A 19,192-nucleotide genomic window follows, 5' to 3' on the forward strand; every position below is an offset into this window, starting at 1 on the left:
ACACCATGATCCAGGGATTCAAGGACTTTCTGCTGCGCGGCAACATCGTCGACCTCGCCGTGGCGGTGGTCATCGGCACGGCGTTCACCGCACTCGTCAGCGCCTTCACCAGCTCGTTCATCAACCCCCTGATCGGGCTGGTCAGCGGCGGTGGCACGGCGGGCGGCAGCTTCGAGGTGAACGGTCAGGTGTTCACCTACGGTGCGTTCATCACCGCCATCATCACCTTCGTGCTCACCGCGGCGGTCGTCTACTTCGTCGTCGTCGTGCCCATGAAGGCGGTCAACGAGCGTCTCTCGCGTGGCAAGGAGCCCGAGCCCGAGGGCGTCAGCGAGGACATCCAGCTCCTCCGCGAGATCCGCGACTCGCTGCAGCGTCCGATCGGCTGACCTCTGGTCTAGCCGCCGTGATGGGGCGGGACGTCCCGCATCAGCTCGTCGTCACGACGAGACGGTGCGGGCGTCCCGCCCTTCGTGCGTGGCGGTGGCGACACGTCGTCGTCGCGCTCGTCGCGCGTGATGTCGGGCAGCAGGTCCCCGAGCAGCAGCGCGGCCCGCCGCCGGCGCTCCTGCTCCGCGCGCCGCGCCTCGTCGTCAGCCGACACCGTCGAGCCAGTCCGGGGTGAGCTTGGGGAACAGGGGGTGCCAGCCGGCGCGGTCGCCGAAGCGCTGCGAGCTGATGCGCTGCGACCGCGAGAACGTCTCGAGCCGCACGCCCGCGACCTTCTGGGTGATGCGGTGGTGGAAGCGCCCGCCGCGGCGCCCGCCCGCGAGCGCGAGCTGCTCGGCCAGGTCGGCACGACGGCAGGGCTCGGCGCCCACGTTGTAGGTGCCCACCGGCGCGGTCAGGGCCGACTCCGCTGCGGTGCCGACGTCGTCGACGTGCACGAGGTGGACCCACGACTGGGGGTCGCCCCAGCCGGTGGGCCGGCCGGACCGGGCACGACGCACCATCCAGCGCGAGCTGGGGTCGGGGCCGACGATCTGGCCGAAGCGCAGCACCACCACGTCGGCGCCGTGCCGGCGGACCGCCTCGGCGTGCTGCTCGGCCTCGGCCATCGTGTCGGTGTCGCGGGTGATCTCGACGGGGGCCTGCTCGTCGATCCAGTCGTCGCCACCGTCGGCGTAGATGGACGAACGGCTCTGCTGCACGAGTCGTGGGACGCCGGCCGTGAGGGCCGCCTGGGCCACCCGCTGCGAGCCGATCGCCCGGATCCGGTCGTTGGCCCGCCACGCGCCGGGGCGCAGCATCGACAGGCCCACCGGCATCCGTCCGGCGAAGTTGATGACGACGTCGCAGCCCCGCATGCCCTCGACGAGCGCGTCGGCGTCGAACACGGTGCCGCGGTGCGGGCGGCCGCCGTGGGCCTCGACGACGGAGGCGGCCCGGTCGGATCGGGCGAGACCGACGACGTCGTGTCCTGCGTCGACGAGACTCGTCATCGTCGAGCGGCCCATGACTCCGCTGGCTCCGGTGAGAAAGACCTTCACGTTCTGGCTCCGTGACGTCGGGTGGTGTACCGCCGTGTGTGGACTGGTGTCGACCGCCGGTCGGGCGATCGATCGGACCAGGATAGCGGAACCGGGCCCAGGGCCCTCAGGCGTCGCTGTCGGCCAGCTCGGAGACGAGGGGGACGACGTCGGCGATCGAGTCGACGACGCGGGTGGGCCGGAACGGGAACCGGTCGACCTGGCCCGGGGAGGTGGAGCCGGTGAGCACCAGGATCGAGCGGAGCCCGGCCTCGAGCCCCGAGAGCACGTCGGTGTCCATGCGGTCGCCGATCATGACGGTGGTCTCGGAGTGCGCCTCGATGCGGTTCAGAGCCGTGCGCATCATGAGCGGGTTGGGCTTGCCCACGAAGTAGGGCTCGACGCCGGTGGCCTTCGTGATGAGCGCCGCGACCGATCCGGTGGCCGGCAGGCTGCCCGACGGAGAGGGACCGGTGGGGTCGGGGTTCGTGGCGATGAACCGGGCCCCGCTCTCGATGAGCTGGATGGCCTTGGTGATCGCCTCGAAGGAGTAGGTGCGGGTCTCGCCCAGCACCACGTACTCGGGGTCGCGGGTGGTCATCACGTAGCCGACGTCGTGCAGGGCCGTCGTCAGCCCGGCCTCGCCGATCACGTAGGCGGTTCCCTCGGGACGCTGCTCGCTCAGGAACTTGGCGGTGGCCAGGGCCGACGTCCAGATCGCCGACTCCGGGATGTCGAGCCCGGCGGCGTGCAGGCGGGCCCGCAGGTCGCGCGGGGTGAAGATCGAGTTGTTGGTGAGCACCAGGAACGGGCGCTCCTGCGTGCGAAGTGCCGCGATGAAGTCGGCCGCACCGGGGATGGCGCGCTCCTCGTGCACGAGGACGCCGTCCATGTCGGTGAGCCACGAGACGACGGGCTTGGTCATGGCTTCTCCTGGTCGATGGAGTGCGTGCGCACGAAGTCCCAGATCAGCTGGGTCGCGTCCACGTCACCCTTGGCCGGTCGGGTCCGGGGCGAGTCGACGGTGGCGCCGGGCGCGTCACCGCCGGGCCAGCGGTGCTTGCCGGCGCCCAGGAAGTAGGCCTCGACGTCGGCGCCGCCCGCGCACGGCGTGTAGGCGAGGTGGACGACGCCACCGGGCAGCTTGGTGCGCGCACCCGGCAGGCACCCGTTCTGCTGGGCCCAGCGTGCGGCCGTGAGAACCGCCGACGGGAGCCGCCCGATCTTCGTCTTGGCGGCACCCTTGAGCGGGACGACCTTGTCCTTCATGCCGTGGAACACGATGAGGGGTCGGGCGGGCGCCTGGGCGCACTCGGGGGTGCGGTAGGGGCCGGCCACCGACGCGTACGCGGCGAAGCGGTCGTCGTCGCGGCACGCGAGCGCCATCGTGAGGGCGCCACCGTTGGAGAAACCCACGGCGTAGGTGCGCGACTCGTCGGTGCAGGTCGTGCTGCGGACGTCGTCGAGGAGCGCGTCGACGAAGGCCAGGTCGGCCCCGTCGCGACCGTCGACCTCACGGAACCGCCACGCGGGGACCTTGCCGAGCGCCTGGGGTGCCACGACCACGGCGTCCTCGGTGTCGGCCAGCTGGTCCATGCGGGTCATGCGCAGCATCGACTCCGGATCTCGTCCGAGACCGTGGAACAGCACGACGACCGGCAGCGGGCGGCTGCCGTCGTAGCTGGCGGGTACGTGCACGAGGTAGCGCCGGTCGGCGCCACCGAAGGTCATGGTGCGCTGGCTCGTGCCGATGATGCCGGGCGCGGGGGTGCTGCACGGACCGTCGGCGACGGGCGGGGCCGCCGGCTCGTCGGAACGCGCCATGGTGGTGCCGGCGAGCACGAGGCTCGCCGTGAGCACCGACGCGAGGAGGACGAGGAGCGGTCCCGAGGCATGCGTGCGAGCACGACGGACCAGGGACACCACGGGCACATCCTACGCGGCGCGGACCCCGGCCTCGGCATCGTCGACGCGTCGGCCGTCACCCGCGCTCCGGGGCGCGCACCCCCTGCGGGCGGTCAGCCGTCTGCGGGAGCGACCACGGAGGCGAGCCCCGCAGGCTGCGGGTGCTCGCTGGTGCACCGGGCCCCGGGGTCGATCTGGTGCACGACGGCGTCGACCAGCCACTGGTCACCCGCGCCCCGGCACTCGACCACGACGTACACGCTGGACCCGTTGTGGGTACCCAGCGCGACCACGCCGCTCATCGCCGCGGTGTGGAAGTCGGCGAGGATCCTCTGCTGCTCGCGCACGCCGCTGACCTCGTACACGACCACGGTCCAGGAGCGTTCGTCCATCCGTGACATGAGGCCTCCGAGGTGCGCGGGCGTGCTGCGTGGTGCGGTGAGCGTACGACCGATCCCGCGTCGGCGCGCGTCGGCGACGTGACGACCTCGCCGGAGAGGGTGACGGATCGGCGGACCGCACGGATACTGGGTCGATGAACCTGCGCCGCGTCTCCGTCGTCCTGTGCGCGAGCGCCTCGCTCGCCGCTGCCCTCCTGGTCGGGGGCACGCCGGCCGCCACCTCCGCTGCCGCCGAGGCCCCGGCCCTGGACGTCGAGGTCGTGCAGTCCGGACTCGTCCATCCTTGGGCGCTGACGTTCCTGCCCGACGGTTCGATGCTCTACACCCAGCGCGACGCCCGGACCGTGACGATGCTCGAGCCGTCGGGCCGCTCGACGGTCGTCCTCTCCCGCCCGGCGGGCATGTGGAACGGCGGCGAGACGGGGCTCATGGGGATCGAGACCTCCGTCGACTTCGCCAAGACCGGCCTCTTCTTCACCTGCCACGGCTACCGCTCGGGCTCCACCGCCGACGTCCGTGTGGTCGCCTGGAAGCTGGACCGGACCACGCGCAAGGCGACCTTCTCGCGCAACCTCGTGACCAGCCTGGTCTCCCGCTCGGGGCGCCACGGCGGCTGCGCCCTGGAGCGCGGCGCGGGCTTCTCGCTCTACATCGGCACCGGCGACGCGGCCCGACCGGACGTGCCGCAGGCGCCTCGGTCCGGCGGCGGCAAGGTGCTCCGCGTGGTCAGCTCGACCGGCAACGGGTACCGCGACAACCCGTGGGGCACGGCCGCGAACGCGATGCAGCGGCGGCTGTGGACCTACGGCCACCGCAACGTGCAGGGGCTCGCGCGTCAGCCCTCCACGGGCCGCATCTGGTCGGCCGAGCACGGCTCGTACCGCGACGACGAGATCAACGGCCTGGTCAAGGGCGGCAACCACGGCTGGAACCCCGTGGCGCGGAAGGCCGGCGACCCGTTCTACAACGAGGGCGCCAACTCGCCCATGACCGACTTCGCGATCCCAGGGGCGCAGCGGGCAGCGTCGTGGAGCTCCGGCCAGCCGACCATCGCCACCAGCGGAGCCGCGTTCGTGACGGGCGAGAGCTGGGGTGCGCTCGACGGCGCGCTGGCGGTCTCGGCGCTGAAGGGTCAGCACCTGCGCTTCCTCACGTTCGACTCGGCCCTGAAGCTCGTCGACGACGTGCGCCCGCCGGAGCTCGACGGGACGTACGGGCGCCTGCGGGGCGCGCAGCTCGGCCCCGACGGCGCGCTCTACGTGACGACGTCGAACGGGTCCGACGACAAGATCCTGCGCATCACGCCGCGCTGACGGGACGCCAGGGCGGCACGCAGGTCCCGGCTCAACGCTCGTCGAACGGCGTCATCGGCGGCGCCAGGTGCTCCAGCTCGGCGAACCGGTGGCTCCACGGCGAGCCCTGCTTCATCCGTTCGCCGAGCGCCGTGCGCTGCCCGTCTCCCCAGAGCGGGGGCGTGCCCGTGGCCGTCGCGACCGTGCCGGCGGCGGCGAGCAGGACGGTGGACAGCCCGCTGCGCCGGCGGGTGGGGGCCACGTAGACCTGGTCCACCTCTCCGGTGCGCGGCCACCACCGAACCGCACCGGCCTGGTCGGCGGCGCGGACGCCGGCCTCGCGCGGCAGACGTCCCTGCAGGACCTCACCTGCCGGGACCGTCCCGCCGGCGAAGGCGACGAGGTTGGTCGCGGGCTCACGCTCCTGGGGCTCGTGCACCTGCACGAACCAGAGCCCACCGGTGCGCTCGAGCAGCGCGGGGGCGACCTCGAGCCGCAATGGCGTGCCGTCGGCCCGCGGGGTCAGCCGGCAGAGCACGGTCTCCCCACGCACCAGGTCCTCGGCCTCTGCGGCGAGCAGCTCCGTCACGGTGCCGTCGGGGCGAGCGCCACCGACGACCGACGCGAACCAGGCCGTGGCGCCGTCGGGCCCCAGAGCCCGACAGCGCCAGACCTGCGGCCCGAGCACGAGGCGGCTCAGGCGTCCGAACGGCGTCGGCCGGCCGCGACGGCCGTGCCGCCGGCGGCGACCATGGCGAGACCGAGCGCGAGGAGTGCGCCCTCCGGGCCCCCGGTGTCGGGCAGACGTGCCGAGCCGGCCGCGTCCGAGGAGTCGCTCGTGTCCGAGGGGTCAGCCGGGTTCGAGGGATCGGTCGGGCCCGAGGGATCGGTCGGTTCGGCCGGCTCCTCCGGATTCGGCGCGCCCAGCTCGAACCACACGTCCGCGGTGTCGTCGCAGAAGAGGGCATCGGTCTCGCTCACCTCGCACGGGGTGACGGTTGCGGTCCTCGTCTCGGGCGCCAGCTCGCCCGGGGACGAGAGGTGCTGGACGGTGACCGTGGCCCCCGGCGTCGTGTAGTACCAGTTCAACCGGTCCGTCGCGGACTGGCCGGGATCGTCGATGTCGACACCTCGGGCGCTGGCGCGCAGCTCCGGCTGGTTCGGGTAGGGCCGGAAGAAGTTGCCTTCGCACTGGCTGTCGCCGCTCCCCGGGTCTCCGACCGCGATGGTGGTGCAGTCGAAGGTCTCGGAGTCGGCGCCGTCCTGGCTCGTCACCGTCACCCGGAGGACGCTGCCCTCGGTCACGGTCCCGGCGGGGAGGTCGTTGTCCTCGGCGAGGCGGACACCCACCCGGAACTTGCGCGACCCGTAGTTCGGAACGACCTCCTCGGCCTCGTCGACGTCGTCGACGACCTTCGGGTCGGGCGTGTCCTCGGTGGACGTCGCCTCGGACGTCGACGTCCCGGTCTCCGGGCTGGTGCTCTCCTCGACGTCGGACTCGCCGTCCGGGGCCGCGGAGGTCTCGGGCGTGGAGGTCGGCGTCGACTCCTCGGAGCCGTCGACGTCGCTCGAGGTGGTGTCGTCGGCAAGCGCAGGCGCGGCGACGGTCACGAGACCGGCCACGGCGCAGGCGCCCGCGACGGTGAGGCGGGCAAGGGGCGAGCGAGCGCTCATGAGGGACATCGGTGCTCCGGACGGGACAGGGGGCGGGCCGCGACCAGTATGGGGCTCTGCGCAGGTCGACGGGGCGCACTCCCACGAAAGGGGACCTTGGACCCGGCGCGGCCCGGACCTTTCGGGCCGGCGACCGGCGAAGCCGGGCTGGGTTCGAACCTGGGACCTGCGACTGAGGAGACCGTTTCCCTGCCGCTGCTGCTCCGCGCCCATCACGACCCGGCCGTACGTGCCCCACGCCCCGGCCGTACGTGCCCCCGGCAGGATTCGAACCTGCGACCTGCGGTTTAGGAAACCGTTGCTCTATCCCCTGAGCTACGGGGGCGGGGCGCCGAGCCCCGAGGGGTGACGACGCACCCCCATCTTGGCAGGCGCGGCAGGAGCGGGGCGCAGCCGACCCGACCTCGGCAGGTCAGCGGTAGATCATGCAGGTCGTGGTGCCGTGGGCGACGAGCCGGCCGGAGGCGTCGACGATGGAGCCCTCGGCGGTGGCCACCTGGCGTCCGACGTGGATGGTGCGGCCGGTCCCGACCAGGCGTGCACCGTCGACCGGGACGGTCCGGATGTAGTTGACCTTGAGCTCGAGCGTCCCGTACCCGACGCCCGCCTCGAGCGTCGAGTGGATCGAGCAGCCCATCACCGAGTCGAGCAGGGTGGCGCAGATGCCGCCGTGCAGGGACCCCAGGGGGTTGGCGAAGGTGGGCTTGGTCGGCACCGAGAACACGACCGTCCCCTCCTCCAGCGACTCGACCTCGAGGCCGAGGAGGTCCCCGATGAAGGGCGGCCTGTCCTCGGCCGCGAAGGCGGTCCGGAGGAACTCCAGCCCGGTGAGCTGCTTCAGGTGCTCCAGCTGCTCGGCTGACAGCGACGTCATGACGGACCCTCTCGATCGACGAGGACCCACTATAGACCGATCGGTCTATAGTGGGTCGATGGCCACCGGAGCGAGGGACCGCATCGTCACCGCCACCATCGCGCTGGTGCGCGAGCGTGGGGTCCACGGCACCGGCGTGGCCGAGGTCCTCGAGCGCAGCGGTGCGGCGCGCGGATCGATCTACCAGCACTTCCCGGCCGGCAAGCCGGCCCTCGTCGCCGAGGCCGTCCGGGTCGCAGGACGACACCTGGAGAGACTGATGACCGACGGCGCCGCGGCCGCCCCCGAGCAGCCCGCCGTCGCGATGCTCGAGGCAATGCTGGACTGGTGGGAGCGGGAGATCCGTCGCCACGGCGGAGCACTGGGCTGTCCGATCGCGGCCGCGGCGGTCGATGACGACCCGGTGGTGAACGCTGCCGCCCAGGCGGTGTTCGAGCGCCTGCACGCCCTGCTGTCCGAGACCACGGGCGACCCGAGCGCCGCCAGCGTGGCTCTCAGTGCGGTCGAGGGAGCCATCCTGCGCTCGCGCGTGGCTCGGGACCCGGAGCCCCTCGACGACGTCCGGCGCCACCTGACGGGGCTGCTCGGGGCCTCCCCCCGCACCTAGGCCAGTGGCCTTCCAGGGGTCGGCACGGGGGGAGGTCCTTCCAACGTAACGGCTCAGCGGCGTCGCGCGCGACGACAGCGCGCAGTCTCCGCGACCCACCGCGTCCCCGCCCTCACGTCACTGCGGAGGCAGGGTGCGCGCGTGCTCCATCCCTCGCTCGGCCCAGTCGGCCAGTCCGTCGCCCAGCGAACCCTCAGTCGCCCAGCCCGAAGAACTCGACCATGAGGTCGGTCGCGTCGATCGAGGAGGTGGTCTTCCCCAGCACGGGCACCTCGAAGTCCGCCCCGGGCCAGGTGTGCCCACCGTCGTCGATCACGTACGTCTCGAGGCGCGCGGAGCCGTCGCAGTCGCGCCACCGCTCCAGCTCCACGTCGGAGGCCACCTCGGTCGTGCGCGGCTTCGTGGCGCAGCCGTCGTGCTTCGCCCAGTCGGCCATCACGGCGTCGACCGAGCGGACGGGGAACAACGGGGTCTCCCCGCCGTCGAACGGGACCACCTCGTCGCCCGTGCCGTGGAAGTAGACGACCGATGCCGGCGGGGCGTCACCGCAGGCAGCGTCGTCGTAGAAGGTGGCAGCCACGCCGCCGTAGGCCTTGAACGGGAACTCGCCCGAGCAGGCCATCGCGAAGATGACCGCCGACCCGTTCGACATGCCGGCCGCGTACTGCCGGTCGTCGTCGACGCACCACTCGTCGCCGAGCGACGTCGTGAGCTCGAGCCAGAACGCGGCGTCGGAGCCGGCCGTGGAGGCCGGTGTCAGGACGTCCCAGGTGCTTGGCGTCCCGGTGGCCTGCGGCGAGACGAGGATGAAGTCCCGGTCGTCGGCGGCCGCCGGGAACGACGCGTACGTCGCGACCTCCGCGGCGGAGCTGCCGAGACCGTGGAAGAGGTACACGACAGGCAGGGGGCGTGAGCCGTCGTAGCCGGTCGGCACGTGCACGATGTACTGCCGCAGCGTGCTGTCGACCGTGATCCTGCGGGTCACGTCGCGCGTCGCCCCGGTGACGTCGTCGGGCACGGACCCGCAGCCGGGAGTCGTCCCCGCGGACCCGGCCGTCGACGGCGTGCCGGTCGGTCGCGCCTCGGTGCCTGCCGAACCGCGCGTGCAGGCGCCCAGGGTGAGGGACAGGACGACGACCGCGACGAGAGCTCGCACGCCCCTAGTCTGCCGGGTCCCGCCCCACGCCGAGGTCGACACCTCGTGATCGACGCCGCGTCGGCGCTCGGCTCGAGTCGCGGCGGCCACGGAGGCGACCTACCGTCGCTGCATGGTCCGGCTGCGCAGAGTCTCCGCCTCGATGGACGGCTGGTCGCGGGTGCGACACGGCCGAGGCTTCCGCTACCTCGACCAGGATGGCGCCCCGCTGCAGGAGATCGACGTCGAGCGCTGCAAGCAGCTCGTCATCCCGCCTGCGTGGACGAAGGTCTGGATCTGCCCGGCGCACAACGGCCACCTGCAGGCGGTCGGCACCGACGACGCCGGACGCCGTCAGTACCTGTACCACCCGGCCTGGCGCGAACGGCGCGACGCCGAGAAGTTCGTGCACATGGAGGGCTTCGCCGCAGCACTGCTCGACGTCCGCGACCGTGCCCGCGACGAGGTCACCGACGAGCCGACGCTGCGCAGCGTCTCCGCCCTGGCCTTCGGTCTGCTGGACCTCGGGATCTTCCGGGTGGGCTCGGACCGCTACGCCGACGAGAACGGCAGCTACGGGCTGACCACCATCGAGAAGCAGCACGTCCGACGTGACGGCGACACGCTCGTGTTCTCCTACGTGGCCAAGAGCGGCCAGGACCTGGAGGTCGCGCTGCGCGACGAGAGGCTCATCTCGGCGCTCGAGCCGCTGCGTCGCCGCCGCACCGGCGGCGACGTCCTGCTGGCGTACCGCGGCGACGACGGCTGGTCGACCCTCGGGGCGTCAGCCGTCAACGACTACGTGAAGGAGATGCTGGGCGAGGAGTTCTCGGCGAAGGACTTCCGCACGTGGCGCGGCACCGTGATCGCGGCGGCCGCCCTCTCCTCGTCGGACGCGTCGACCAAGACCGCGCGCAAGAAGTCGGTGGCCGCCGCCATGCGGGAGGTCTCCGAGCACCTCGGCAACACCCCGGCCGTCGCACGCTCGTCGTACGTGGACCCGCGGGTCGTCGACCTCTTCGACGACGGGGTCGTGGTGGCCGGCGGCCACCGTCCCGTCGCTCCGGGCGAGCCGGTGAGCCGCACGCTGGAGAAGCAGGTCCTCGAGCTGCTCGGCAAGGGCTGAGGGCTACTCCGCCACGTCCTGCAGCACGCTCTCGACCGCTCGCCAGAACGTCGGGTAGGCGAACACGGAGTTCCGCAACGTCGCCACCGGGACCTCGGCGCGGACCGCCACCGCCAGACCCGAGACGGTCTCGCCCCCGGCGGGTCCGACCACCGTGGCGCCGACGACGACGTCGCGGGCGGTGTCGACGACGATCTTGACGACGCCCTCGGCGCCCGGGCCGTGGGTGAAACCGCGCGAGCTCTGCGCGAGGTCGGTGGTGGAGACGGCCACGTCGAGACCACGGTCGCGCGCCTGCTTCTCGGTGAGGCCGACGCCGCCGACCTCCGGGTCCGTGAACGTCACCCGCGGGAACGAGGTGTCGTAGTCGGGCAGGTCCTCCCCGAGGATCGCGCGGGCCGCGCGGTCCGCCTGGTACATCGAGACGTGGGTGAAGGCGCCGCGCCCGGCCACGTCACCGACGACCCAGACGCCGTCGGTCGCGAGCATCGCGTCGTCGACCTCGATCGACCGGGCGTCAGGGTCGAGACCGACGGTCTCCAGCCCGAGGTCGCCGATGGACGGCTTCCGTCCGGCCGCCACCAGCACCTGCTCGGCGTGGACGGTGCCCGAGGCAAGGTCGAGGGTGAACTGCGTGCCGTCGTGGGAGACGGAGGTGATGCTGTCGCCCTCGCGCACGTCGATGCCGTCGCGCTCGAACGCACCCCGCAGCACGTCGGAGGCCTCGGGCTCCTCGGGGCCCAGGATCCGGGGTCCGACCTCGACCACCGTGACCTCGCTGCCGAAGCGAGCGAACGCCTGCGCCAGCTCGAGCCCGATCGGCCCGCCACCGATGACCACGAGGGAGCTCGGCAGGACGGTCGCCTCGAGAGCCTCGTGGTTCGTCCAGAAGGGCGTGCCGGCGAGGCCGTCGATCGGCGGCACCGCGGCCCGGGTCCCCGGGTTGAGCACGACGCCGCGCCGGGCCTCGATGCGCTGCGTCCCCCCACCGGCGACGTCGACCTCGACCACGCCGGGACCGGCCAGCCGACCGTGACCGCGGACCAGGCGCGCGCCCGACTTCTCGAGCCGCTCGGCGGCCACGGTGTCGTCCCAGTCGTCGGTGGCCTGCTCACGGATGCGCTTCGCGACCACGGAGAAGTCGGGCTCGACCGTCGCGGCGCCGGCCAGCTCCACCGCGCGCCGGGTCTCCGCGATCGCGCCGGCGGCGCGGATGAACATCTTCGACGGGATGCAGCCCCAGTAGGGGCACTCACCGCCCACGAGACCGGACTCCACGGCCACGACCTCGAGCCCCTCCCCCGCCAGTCGGACCGCCAGCGCCTCGCCACCGGGTCCGAGACCGATCACCACCACGTCGCACGTCGTCATGCCTCCATCGTGGCCCCGCCGTGGTCCTCGCGCAGGACCGGGGCGCGACTCCCGGGTGAACAGAGCCGCGAAAGGCGGGCGGAGTCGGCCGCCGTGACCTACGCTCACGGAGCCCGCACCCGCGGGACGACCCACATCGCACTCCCGCGGAGCCTCATGTCCCTGCCTTCCGGCACCTCGTTCCTGCGCACCCCGATCGGCCGTCTGGCCGTCACGGGTGCCGCCACCCTCGTCACGCTCGTCGGCGTCGCGCCGACGGCCATGGCCGACGAGGACCTCGCTCCCGAGACGTCCTCGACGGACCGGACCACCACCGAGTCGTCCGGCGTCGAGCCGTCCCTCACCTCCGAGCAGGAGCAGGAAGCGCTCGCCGAGGAGCCCCCCGCAGGTGACGCCGTGGACGGACCTGCGTCCGAGGACGTCGCCGCACCGGCCGAGGAGCCGGTCGAGGTGGCCCCGACGGAGGACGAGGCCGAGCCCGCCGCCGAGGCCGCGCCGGGGCCCGAGGTGGCCGCCGCCGACACCGAGCTCGTGCTCGCCGACGACACGGGCGACGTCACCGCGGGCCGGACCGGGACGTTCTACGTCCTCCAGAACGACACCAGCACCGACGCGATCCGCTCGCTCACGATCGAGAGCCAGGGCGAGCACGGCACGGCCTACGTGGTGGGATCCCGCTTCGAGGAGCCCGGCCAGGACGTACCGGGCGAGGGCTCGCTGCGCGTCGAGTTCGACGCCGACGAGGACTACACCGGACCCGACTCGTTCACCTACCGCGTGACGACGGCCGACGGCACCACCGCCACGGCCACGGTGGACCTGCAGGTCGAGGCCTACGTCGCACCGCCGGTGAACGCGGACTTCGGCACCACGAAGTTCCGGGTGGGCGTACAGCTGGCCGACGGGTCCTACGCCCCCCAGGGGACGGCCGGCGGCGTGTTCCGCATCCAGGAGATCCGCGCCGACGGTACGACCCCGGATCCCACGACCTGCACGACGTTCACCACCTTCGAGTTCGGCCCCGGTTCGTCGAGGTGCAGCGAGCGCGAGGGGAACCCCGGCTCGACCTACGTCATCACCCAGGAGTCGGCCGCGCCCGGCGCCATCGCCTCGCCGCGTCGGCGCGTGATCGACCCGTGCACGGAGGAGACACCCGAGTACTGCTTCTTCTTCAGTCCCGGTGAGTCCTCCGACAGCGCCGTCGCCCTGTTCACGAACGCGGGCGCGATCCTCCCCGATGCCGTCGACGACGAGGACGAGTCCTTCGACGGCGACCCGGTCGACGTCGACGTGCTCGCCAACGACGACAGCGAGGACCCGGGCACGACGCTGGACGTCGCGTCCCAGCCCGACGGCGGCACCGCCGAGCTGGTGGGCGAGGCCACGGTTCCGACGCCGGAGCCGGGCCCGGACGACCGCGTCGGCGTGCTGGCCGTGCCGAGCGCGGGCACCCAGCGGATCCGGTACACGCCTGAGCCGGGCTTCGAGGGAGTGGACACCTTCACCTACCGCCTCACCAACGGCAACGGGTCCGACACGGCCACGGTCAGCGTGCTGGTCGGCGACAACGGTGCCGTCACGCCGGTCGACCCCGAGGACCCGGCCGACTCCGACGACGGCTCCACCGCGCCCGCCGACGCGTCGCGCGGGGGCTCTGCCATCGGCACGGTCGCGACGGCCACGTCGAACCTGCCCTCGACCGGTGGCCCGCGGACCGGCCTGCTGGCCCTCGGCGCTGCGCTGCTGGCGACCGGCGCCGCGGCCGTCGCCGGAAGCCGACGCCGCAGGGACGCCGCGGGTGCCTGACGACGCACCCGCGTTCCCGATCTGGCACGTGCGTGTCGTCGACTCCGGCGGCGCGCTCGTGCGGGTCTCGCTCGTCCAGTCCGACCGGCACGCCGACGGGACCGCGCTGACGGTTCCCGAGGCGGGGGCCGGGCCGGAGGAAGCCGCGGGCGTCGTCGCCGTCGCACACCTGACCGACGGGCTCGTGTCCCGGCTCGAGGTGACGGCGGACGCGGCACCCAAGGCACCTCCTCTCTGGTTCGTGGAGGTCCCGGAGCCTGAGCCGGCGTCCGGTCCGCCCGCGACGTCGATCGTGGCGTTCACCGGTGGCGACGTCGAGGAGACGGCTCTCCTGACGGTGCGCCAGGCGCAGCACCATGGCATCCAGTCGGCCGAGCAGGTCGGCGCGTTCCGCTGGATCCCGCACTCGGGCTTCGGCGACCAGCTCTACGTGGCCCCGTCGTGGCGGAGGCGGACCATCGGCACGGGTCTGCTCGCTGCGGGCGGTGTCCTGTCACTCGCGCGCGGGTGGCCCCGACCGTGGGGCGACGGCCAGCGCACGGCCGAGGGCGACCGCATGCGCCAGGTCGCCCGCTGGGCGCACCTCAGCCAGGAGCTCACCCACCTGATGCCGCCCATGACTCCCTTCGAGGAGCGCGGGGACGCGCCACCCCGATAGTGGTCGGCTACCGCGGGCCGTGCGTCTGCAGGAACAGCACGGGGCCGTCGAGAGCGCTCCCGCGGATCGCGGCGAGCGCCTTGGCCGTGTAGACAGGCTCGAGCTCCAAGCCCTGGTCTGCGGCCCAGGCGCGGGCCTCCTCGGCCTCGGGCGTCAGGGCACCGTAGGTCTCGCCGAGCCACGACGCGTCGGCGACGAGGTCGCGCGGACCGATGCGCTCCTCCACGAGAGCGCCCCGGGTGCGCAGGAGTGCGGCCGTCTGGTCGGCCAGCCGCGCGATGGTGACGGCGTCGAGGCGGAAGGAGTCGTTGACGACGATGCCCAGCACCCGCGAGCGCAGACCCGCCATGCGCAGCCCGAGCGTGAGGCCGGCGGCCGTTCCACCGGACCCGACCGCCGTCACGACGGTGGCCGGCTCGGGCAGCAGACCGGCCCGGACCTGCTCCGCGATCTCGAGGGCGGTCTCGACGTACCCGAGGCTGCCGACCGCGGTCGATCCGCCGGCCGGGACGTAGTGCGGCAGACGCAGTCCGTCGGCGTAGCGCGCGAGCAGGAGGGGCGCGGTGCGCTTCAGGCTCCGCACCGACCGGAACCGGTGGATGTCGGCACCGGAGGCGTCGAGGCGTCGTGTCTGCTCGCGCACGTGGTCGTCGACCGGCTGGTCGACGAGGCCGAGCACCACGCGCAACCCGTGCTCACGTCCGTAGAGCGCGGCGGCGAGACCCCAGTGGGTCCCGATGCCACCCACGGTGAACATCACTCTGCGGCGCCGACGATGGAGCTCGGGGATGATCCACTCGAGCTTGCGGACCTTGTTGCCACCCCACCCGCCGTCGCCGAAGCCCGCCTCGTCCTTGACCCAGAAGCCGTCGAGCTCCCGCACCGGCGTGGGGCCGGTCCCGAGCCGGACCCACGGCAGGTCGGCGTCCGGGAAGCGGCGCGCGAGGAAGGTCATCCCACCAGGGCCCTCACGTCGAGCAGGCCGGCGCCGTACGTCCGGTCCTTGCCGCGGGCGCCGAGGTCGCGGGCCGTGCTCTCGAGGCGCGCGGCAACCGTGCCGGCGCTCCAGCCACGCCGGCTCATGGCCATCGCCGCTGCGGCGGCCACGTGCGGCGCCGCCATCGACGTGCCGCTGAGCGAGCAGTAGTAGGTCCCGGAGCAGCCCACCCTGTTCTGCCTCGGCACGGTGGACCAGATGCCGCCCCCCGGAGCGGCGACGTCGACCCAGGATCCGCAGCTGCTGAAGCGCGAGGCGGCGAGCGAGGAGTCGAGCGACCCGACCCCGACGACTCCTGCGTAGGCGGCGGGGTACTGCGTGCGTCCGAACAGGCCGCACCCGGTGTTCCCGGCCGCGGCGACCACGAGCACGCCCCTGCGCTGGGCGTAGGCCACGGCCTGCCGCACGGCGGGGTCGTCGCCCGGGATGCTCAGCGAGAGGTTGATGACATGAGGCCGGCGGTCGGCCGCACGCACGATGCCGCGCGCGACCGCGTCGCTCGTGCCGCGGCCCGCGGAGTCGAGCACCCTGATCGGCAGGATGGCCGCGCGGGGCGCGAGTCCGGCCACCCCACGACTATTGCCCGCGACGGCGGCCACGATGCCGGCCACGTGCGTGCCGTGGCCGTTGGGGTCGGCCGCGCTGGTGCCGGGAGCCAGCACGTCGTAGCCCGCCCCGACGTTGCCCCTGAGGTCGCTGTGCGTGGCGTCGACCCCGGTGTCGAGGACGGCGACGACCGCACGCCTCGTGGTCCTGGTGGCGGCGCCGTTCGCCCGCGTCCAGACGGTCTCGGCCTGGAGCCGGGTCAGGCCCCACTGCCGGGGGCGGAGCGTGTCGTTCGACGCGGTCGTGCGCACGGGCAGCGCGACCGACACCGCGTCGACGTCGCGGTCGCGCAGCGCACGGGCCACGAGCAGCCTGGCTCGATCGCGACTGGACACGACGGTGGTGCTGATCTCAGGTCGACCCTGGGGTCCGAGGGTCGTGGTGACCACGCGCAACGGCTGGCCGTCCGCGGCGCGGGCCACGATCCGCTCCGCCGTCCGGTCCACCGGCGGCTCGTCCGACGCGGCGACCGGAGTGATCCCGGACGCCAGGAGACCGGCGACCGTCGCGGCGAGGACGGTCACAGCGACAGGGGGACGACGACGTCGGGGCGTCACGGGCGAAGACTACCGCGTTCGCCAGCGCCGCACGCTGTAGACGAGCAGACCCCACGCCACCACCGCGGAGGCCATCAGCCCCAGGCCCGTGGCCCATCCAGCCGCGGGGAGCCGGGGTCCGAAGCCGACGCCGAGCACGCTGAACTCCGGGATCGTCGGCGACATCCACCACACGACGCCGAGCGCGAACAGCCACACCCCGCCGAGGGCGCTGAGGGTGATGCGCGGCCAGGTGGCGACGCCGAAGCGCGCCGCCTCGATCGCCTTCTCGCGCACGGGCCCCAGTACCCGCCGCGCCCAGGCGTGCTGGCGCGAGAGCACCGTGATGCCCGCGAGGATGATCAGGAGGCCGGGTCCCGGGAGCGGCCACAGGATGATCCCCACCACGACCAGGACCCAGCCCAACGTCTCGGTGGCGACACGCTCGAGCACGCCGCGCTCACGACGCTGCTGCTTCATGGCCACAGGATGCCCTAGTCCACCCACACCGGGGCACGGACCTGGTGCGGTCCTGGACACACCGATCCACGGTGGCCACGGCATCGAATGGTTCTCGCGGACCCCGGATGGCGGGTCCACGCCGACCAGACCAGGATTGACCCATGAACAAGGCCGCCGCCCTGCTGTCCCTCGCCGAGGAAGCCCTCGACATGTCCCTGCCCGTCCGGCTCCGGCTCTGGGACGGCAGCGAGGCCGGACCGGCCGACGCTCCCGTGCTGGTGCTGCGCGACAAGCGCGCCGTGCGGCACGTGCTGCACTCCCCCGGTGAGCTCGGCGTCGCCCGCGCCTACGTGCAGGGAGACCTCGACCTCGAGGGCGACCTGGCCGATGGCCTGCGCACCATGTGGGAGGCGGTCCGCGTGGCCCGCGAGGCCGACGGCAAGGCCGGTCGGCCGAAGATCGGCCTGCGCCTCAAGCTGCGCGGCGCCTGCCTCGCGGTGCGCCTGGGCGCCATCGGCCGACGCCCCGCCGCACCGGCCGCCGAGTCGAACCTGACCGGCGAGCTGCACAGCCGCGAGCGTGACCGGGCGGCCATCAGCCACCACTACGACCTGTCGAACGACTTCTACGAGCTCATCCTCGACCCGCAGATGGCCTACTCCAGCGGGTTCCACGCCGATCCGTCGATGTCCCTCGAGGAGGCGCAGACGGCCAAGCTCGACCTCGTCTGCCGCAAGCTCGGGCTGCGACCGGGCATGCGGATGCTCGACATCGGCTCCGGCTGGGGCTCGCTCAGCCTGCACGCCGCCGCGCACTACGGCGTGCACGTCACCGGCGTGACGCTGTCGTCGGAGCAGCGCGACTACGTCATGAAGCGCGCCGCCGAGCGTGGGCTGCAGGGTCGCGTCGACGTGAGCCTGCGCCACTTCCGCGACCTCGCCGGAGCGGGCGTGGCCGACGGGACGATCGACGCCATCGCCTCCATCGAGATGGGCGAGCACGTGGGCGACGAGGAGTACGTGGTGTTCACCGAGTCGATCCAGCGCTACCTGCGCCCCGGCGGACGCGTGCTCATCCAGCAGATGTCGCGCAGCAACGACGCGCCCGGCGACCGTCCCGGCGGCGGACCGTTCATCGAGACGTACATCGCCCCCGACATGCACATGAAGCCGATCGCGAAGACCATCGGCCTCATCGCCGGTGCCGGCCTGGAGATCCGCGACGTGCAGGCCATGCGCGAGCACTACCCGCAGACCGTCGCCGGGTGGGCCGCCAACCTGGAGGAGAACTGGGCCACGGCCGTAGCCCTCGTCGGTGAGGAGACCGCCCGCGTGTGGCGCCTCTACCTGGCCGGCGGGTCGCTCGCCTTCGAGGAGAACCGCATGGGCGTCGACCAGATCCTGGCCGTGAAGCCCTCCCCCGCCGGCCGCAGCGACATGCCGGCCAGCCCCCTGGAGTGGTTGGCTTGATCGCCAACGACACCTCGCACGCGCTGGTCACGCTCGGCTTCGGCCTCCTCACGGTCGTCGTCCTCATGGCCGTCTGCATGGCCATCTCGGTGCGCATCCAGAAGCTCACCGTGGTCGACACCGCGTGGCCGCTGGGCTTCGTGGCGGTGGCCGTCGTCTCGGTCTTCGTGACCGGCTACGGCGACGGGATGCCGGGGACCCAGCTGCTGCTGCTCGTGCTCACCGCCGTGTGGGGCGTGCGGCTCGCGGTGTACCTGCACCACCGCAACAGCGGCAAGGACGAGGACCCCCGCTATGCCGAGCTGGCCGAGAAGGACGGACGCTCGTTCGGACAGGTCGCGCTCACCCGGGTGTTCCTCCCCCAGGGCATCGCGATGTTCCTCGTGGCCACGCCGGTGATGGTGGGCATGAACAACGTCGGCACGATCGGCTGGCTCGGCTGGCTGGGCGCAGCCGTGTGGGCCGTCGGTCTGTTCTTCGAGGCCGTGGGCGACTGGCAGCTGGCCCGGTTCAAGAAGGACCCCGAGAACAAGGGCCAGGTCATGGACCAGGGCCTCTGGCGCTACACCCGGCACCCGAACTACTTCGGCGACGCCTGCGTGTGGACCGGCATCTGGATCGTGGCGGCGTCGTCGTGGGCCGGTGTGGCCACGGTGATCAGCCCGATCGCCATGACGATCTTCCTCACGAAGGTCACCGGAGCCTCGCTCAACGAGAAGGGCATGAAGCGCACCAAGCCCGGCTACGACGACTACGTCCGTCGCACGAGCGGCTTCATCCCCCTGCCCCCGAAGAAGGCGTGAC

The 19,192-nt window shown here is 72.8% G+C and carries 21 protein-coding genes and 1 tRNA gene; 8 read left to right on the forward strand and 14 right to left on the reverse strand.

Annotated elements, in window-relative coordinates; all coding sequences use genetic code 11:
• Positions 1 to 5: 5 nt before the first annotated feature.
• Positions 6 to 389: a large conductance mechanosensitive channel protein MscL gene (mscL, locus tag ASF35_RS14905; protein ID WP_055969111.1), complete on the forward strand. Its 384-nt coding sequence runs from the start codon at positions 6 to 8 to the stop codon at positions 387 to 389.
• An 8-nt stretch (positions 390 to 397) separates the two neighbouring features.
• Here mscL and ASF35_RS14910 read toward each other — a convergent pair whose 3' ends face one another.
• The 5 genes from ASF35_RS14910 to ASF35_RS14930 form a co-directional block, all read right to left on the reverse strand.
• Positions 398 to 604 (reverse strand): hypothetical protein, encoded by a 207-nt coding sequence (locus ASF35_RS14910; protein ID WP_055969116.1) that lies wholly within the window; start codon positions 602 to 604, stop codon positions 398 to 400.
• Positions 594 to 1,490 carry an NAD(P)-dependent oxidoreductase gene (locus ASF35_RS14915; protein WP_156368056.1) on the reverse strand — a complete coding sequence of 299 codons (897 nt, stop codon included), beginning with the start codon at positions 1,488 to 1,490 and terminating at the stop codon, positions 594 to 596. Before ASF35_RS14915 ends, ASF35_RS14910 begins: the two co-directional genes overlap by 11 nt.
• Before the next feature lie 106 nt (positions 1,491 to 1,596).
• Positions 1,597 to 2,394: an HAD-IIA family hydrolase gene (locus ASF35_RS14920; RefSeq protein WP_055969122.1), complete on the reverse strand. Its 798-nt coding sequence runs from the start codon at positions 2,392 to 2,394 to the stop codon at positions 1,597 to 1,599.
• Positions 2,391 to 3,395: a PHB depolymerase family esterase gene (locus ASF35_RS14925; RefSeq protein ID WP_055969125.1), complete on the reverse strand. Its 1,005-nt coding sequence runs from the start codon at positions 3,393 to 3,395 to the stop codon at positions 2,391 to 2,393. Before ASF35_RS14925 ends, ASF35_RS14920 begins: the two co-directional genes overlap by 4 nt.
• Before the next feature lie 92 nt (positions 3,396 to 3,487).
• Positions 3,488 to 3,766: a hypothetical protein gene (locus ASF35_RS14930; protein ID WP_055969128.1), complete on the reverse strand. Its 279-nt coding sequence runs from the start codon at positions 3,764 to 3,766 to the stop codon at positions 3,488 to 3,490.
• A 143-nt stretch (positions 3,767 to 3,909) separates the two neighbouring features.
• On the opposite strand from ASF35_RS14930, the gene ASF35_RS14935 reads away from it, so the two are divergent.
• Positions 3,910 to 5,088: a PQQ-dependent sugar dehydrogenase gene (locus ASF35_RS14935; RefSeq protein WP_055969132.1), complete on the forward strand. Its 1,179-nt coding sequence runs from the start codon at positions 3,910 to 3,912 to the stop codon at positions 5,086 to 5,088.
• A gap of 31 nt (positions 5,089 to 5,119) precedes the next feature.
• Here ASF35_RS14935 and ASF35_RS14940 read toward each other — a convergent pair whose 3' ends face one another.
• The 4 genes from ASF35_RS14940 to ASF35_RS14955 form a co-directional block, all read right to left on the reverse strand.
• Positions 5,120 to 5,755: a hypothetical protein gene (locus ASF35_RS14940; protein WP_055969137.1), complete on the reverse strand. Its 636-nt coding sequence runs from the start codon at positions 5,753 to 5,755 to the stop codon at positions 5,120 to 5,122.
• A gap of 8 nt (positions 5,756 to 5,763) precedes the next feature.
• Positions 5,764 to 6,741 (reverse strand): hypothetical protein, encoded by a 978-nt coding sequence (locus ASF35_RS14945; protein WP_156364665.1) that lies wholly within the window; start codon positions 6,739 to 6,741, stop codon positions 5,764 to 5,766.
• Positions 6,742 to 6,993: 252 nt separating this feature from the next.
• A tRNA-Arg gene (locus ASF35_RS14950) sits at positions 6,994 to 7,066 on the reverse strand.
• An 87-nt stretch (positions 7,067 to 7,153) separates the two neighbouring features.
• Entirely contained in the window at positions 7,154 to 7,615 is a 462-nt protein-coding gene (locus ASF35_RS14955; RefSeq protein WP_055969144.1) for a PaaI family thioesterase, read from the reverse strand.
• A 58-nt stretch (positions 7,616 to 7,673) separates the two neighbouring features.
• On the opposite strand from ASF35_RS14955, the gene ASF35_RS14960 reads away from it, so the two are divergent.
• Positions 7,674 to 8,222: a TetR/AcrR family transcriptional regulator gene (locus ASF35_RS14960; protein WP_055969147.1), complete on the forward strand. Its 549-nt coding sequence runs from the start codon at positions 7,674 to 7,676 to the stop codon at positions 8,220 to 8,222.
• Between the two features lie 193 nt (positions 8,223 to 8,415).
• On the opposite strand, the gene ASF35_RS14965 is transcribed toward ASF35_RS14960, so the two are convergent.
• Positions 8,416 to 9,378: a PHB depolymerase family esterase gene (locus ASF35_RS14965; protein ID WP_055969149.1), complete on the reverse strand. Its 963-nt coding sequence runs from the start codon at positions 9,376 to 9,378 to the stop codon at positions 8,416 to 8,418.
• 112 nt (positions 9,379 to 9,490) lie between these two features.
• Here ASF35_RS14965 and ASF35_RS14970 point away from each other — a divergent pair, with 112 nt between their 5' ends.
• Complete coding sequence (locus ASF35_RS14970; protein ID WP_055969152.1) at positions 9,491 to 10,483, forward strand: DNA topoisomerase IB; 993 nt, start codon at positions 9,491 to 9,493, stop codon at positions 10,481 to 10,483.
• Positions 10,484 to 10,486: 3 nt separating this feature from the next.
• On the opposite strand, the gene ASF35_RS14975 is transcribed toward ASF35_RS14970, so the two are convergent.
• Positions 10,487 to 11,854, reverse strand: coding sequence for an NAD(P)/FAD-dependent oxidoreductase (locus ASF35_RS14975; protein ID WP_055969155.1), 1,368 nt, complete (start codon positions 11,852 to 11,854; stop codon positions 10,487 to 10,489).
• Between the two features lie 156 nt (positions 11,855 to 12,010).
• Here ASF35_RS14975 and ASF35_RS14980 point away from each other — a divergent pair, with 156 nt between their 5' ends.
• Both ASF35_RS14980 and ASF35_RS14985 read left to right on the forward strand, forming a co-directional pair.
• Positions 12,011 to 13,660: an Ig-like domain-containing protein gene (locus ASF35_RS14980; protein ID WP_055969158.1), complete on the forward strand. Its 1,650-nt coding sequence runs from the start codon at positions 12,011 to 12,013 to the stop codon at positions 13,658 to 13,660.
• Positions 13,653 to 14,318, forward strand: coding sequence for a hypothetical protein (locus ASF35_RS14985; RefSeq protein ID WP_156368057.1), 666 nt, complete (start codon positions 13,653 to 13,655; stop codon positions 14,316 to 14,318). Before ASF35_RS14980 ends, ASF35_RS14985 begins: the two co-directional genes overlap by 8 nt.
• Positions 14,319 to 14,325: 7 nt before the next feature.
• Here the strand turns inward: ASF35_RS14985 and ASF35_RS14990 are convergent, their stop codons facing one another.
• From ASF35_RS14990 to ASF35_RS15000, 3 genes are read right to left on the reverse strand one after another with little or no spacing between them, the layout of a single operon-like run.
• Positions 14,326 to 15,273 (reverse strand): 1-aminocyclopropane-1-carboxylate deaminase/D-cysteine desulfhydrase, encoded by a 948-nt coding sequence (locus tag ASF35_RS14990; RefSeq protein ID WP_055969163.1) that lies wholly within the window; start codon positions 15,271 to 15,273, stop codon positions 14,326 to 14,328.
• A complete protein-coding gene (locus ASF35_RS14995; RefSeq protein ID WP_082495542.1) occupies positions 15,270 to 16,478 on the reverse strand; it encodes a S8 family serine peptidase in 1,209 nt (402 codons plus the stop codon). The genes ASF35_RS14990 and ASF35_RS14995 overlap by 4 nt, the downstream gene beginning before the upstream one ends.
• 9 nt (positions 16,479 to 16,487) lie before the next feature.
• On the reverse strand, positions 16,488 to 16,937 hold the full coding sequence (locus ASF35_RS15000; protein WP_055969169.1) for a PGPGW domain-containing protein: 450 nt from the start codon (positions 16,935 to 16,937) through the stop codon (positions 16,488 to 16,490).
• A 143-nt stretch (positions 16,938 to 17,080) separates the two neighbouring features.
• Here ASF35_RS15000 and ASF35_RS15005 point away from each other — a divergent pair, with 143 nt between their 5' ends.
• A complete protein-coding gene (locus tag ASF35_RS15005) occupies positions 17,081 to 18,388 on the forward strand; it encodes a cyclopropane-fatty-acyl-phospholipid synthase family protein (protein ID WP_055969173.1) in 1,308 nt (435 codons plus the stop codon).
• On the forward strand, positions 18,385 to 19,191 hold the full coding sequence (locus ASF35_RS15010; RefSeq protein WP_235492863.1) for a DUF1295 domain-containing protein: 807 nt from the start codon (positions 18,385 to 18,387) through the stop codon (positions 19,189 to 19,191). Before ASF35_RS15005 ends, ASF35_RS15010 begins: the two co-directional genes overlap by 4 nt.
• Position 19,192 lies beyond the last annotated feature (1 nt).

Source organism: Aeromicrobium sp. Leaf291 (assembly GCF_001423365.1).
Classification (GTDB): Bacteria; Actinomycetota; Actinomycetes; order Propionibacteriales; family Nocardioidaceae; genus Aeromicrobium.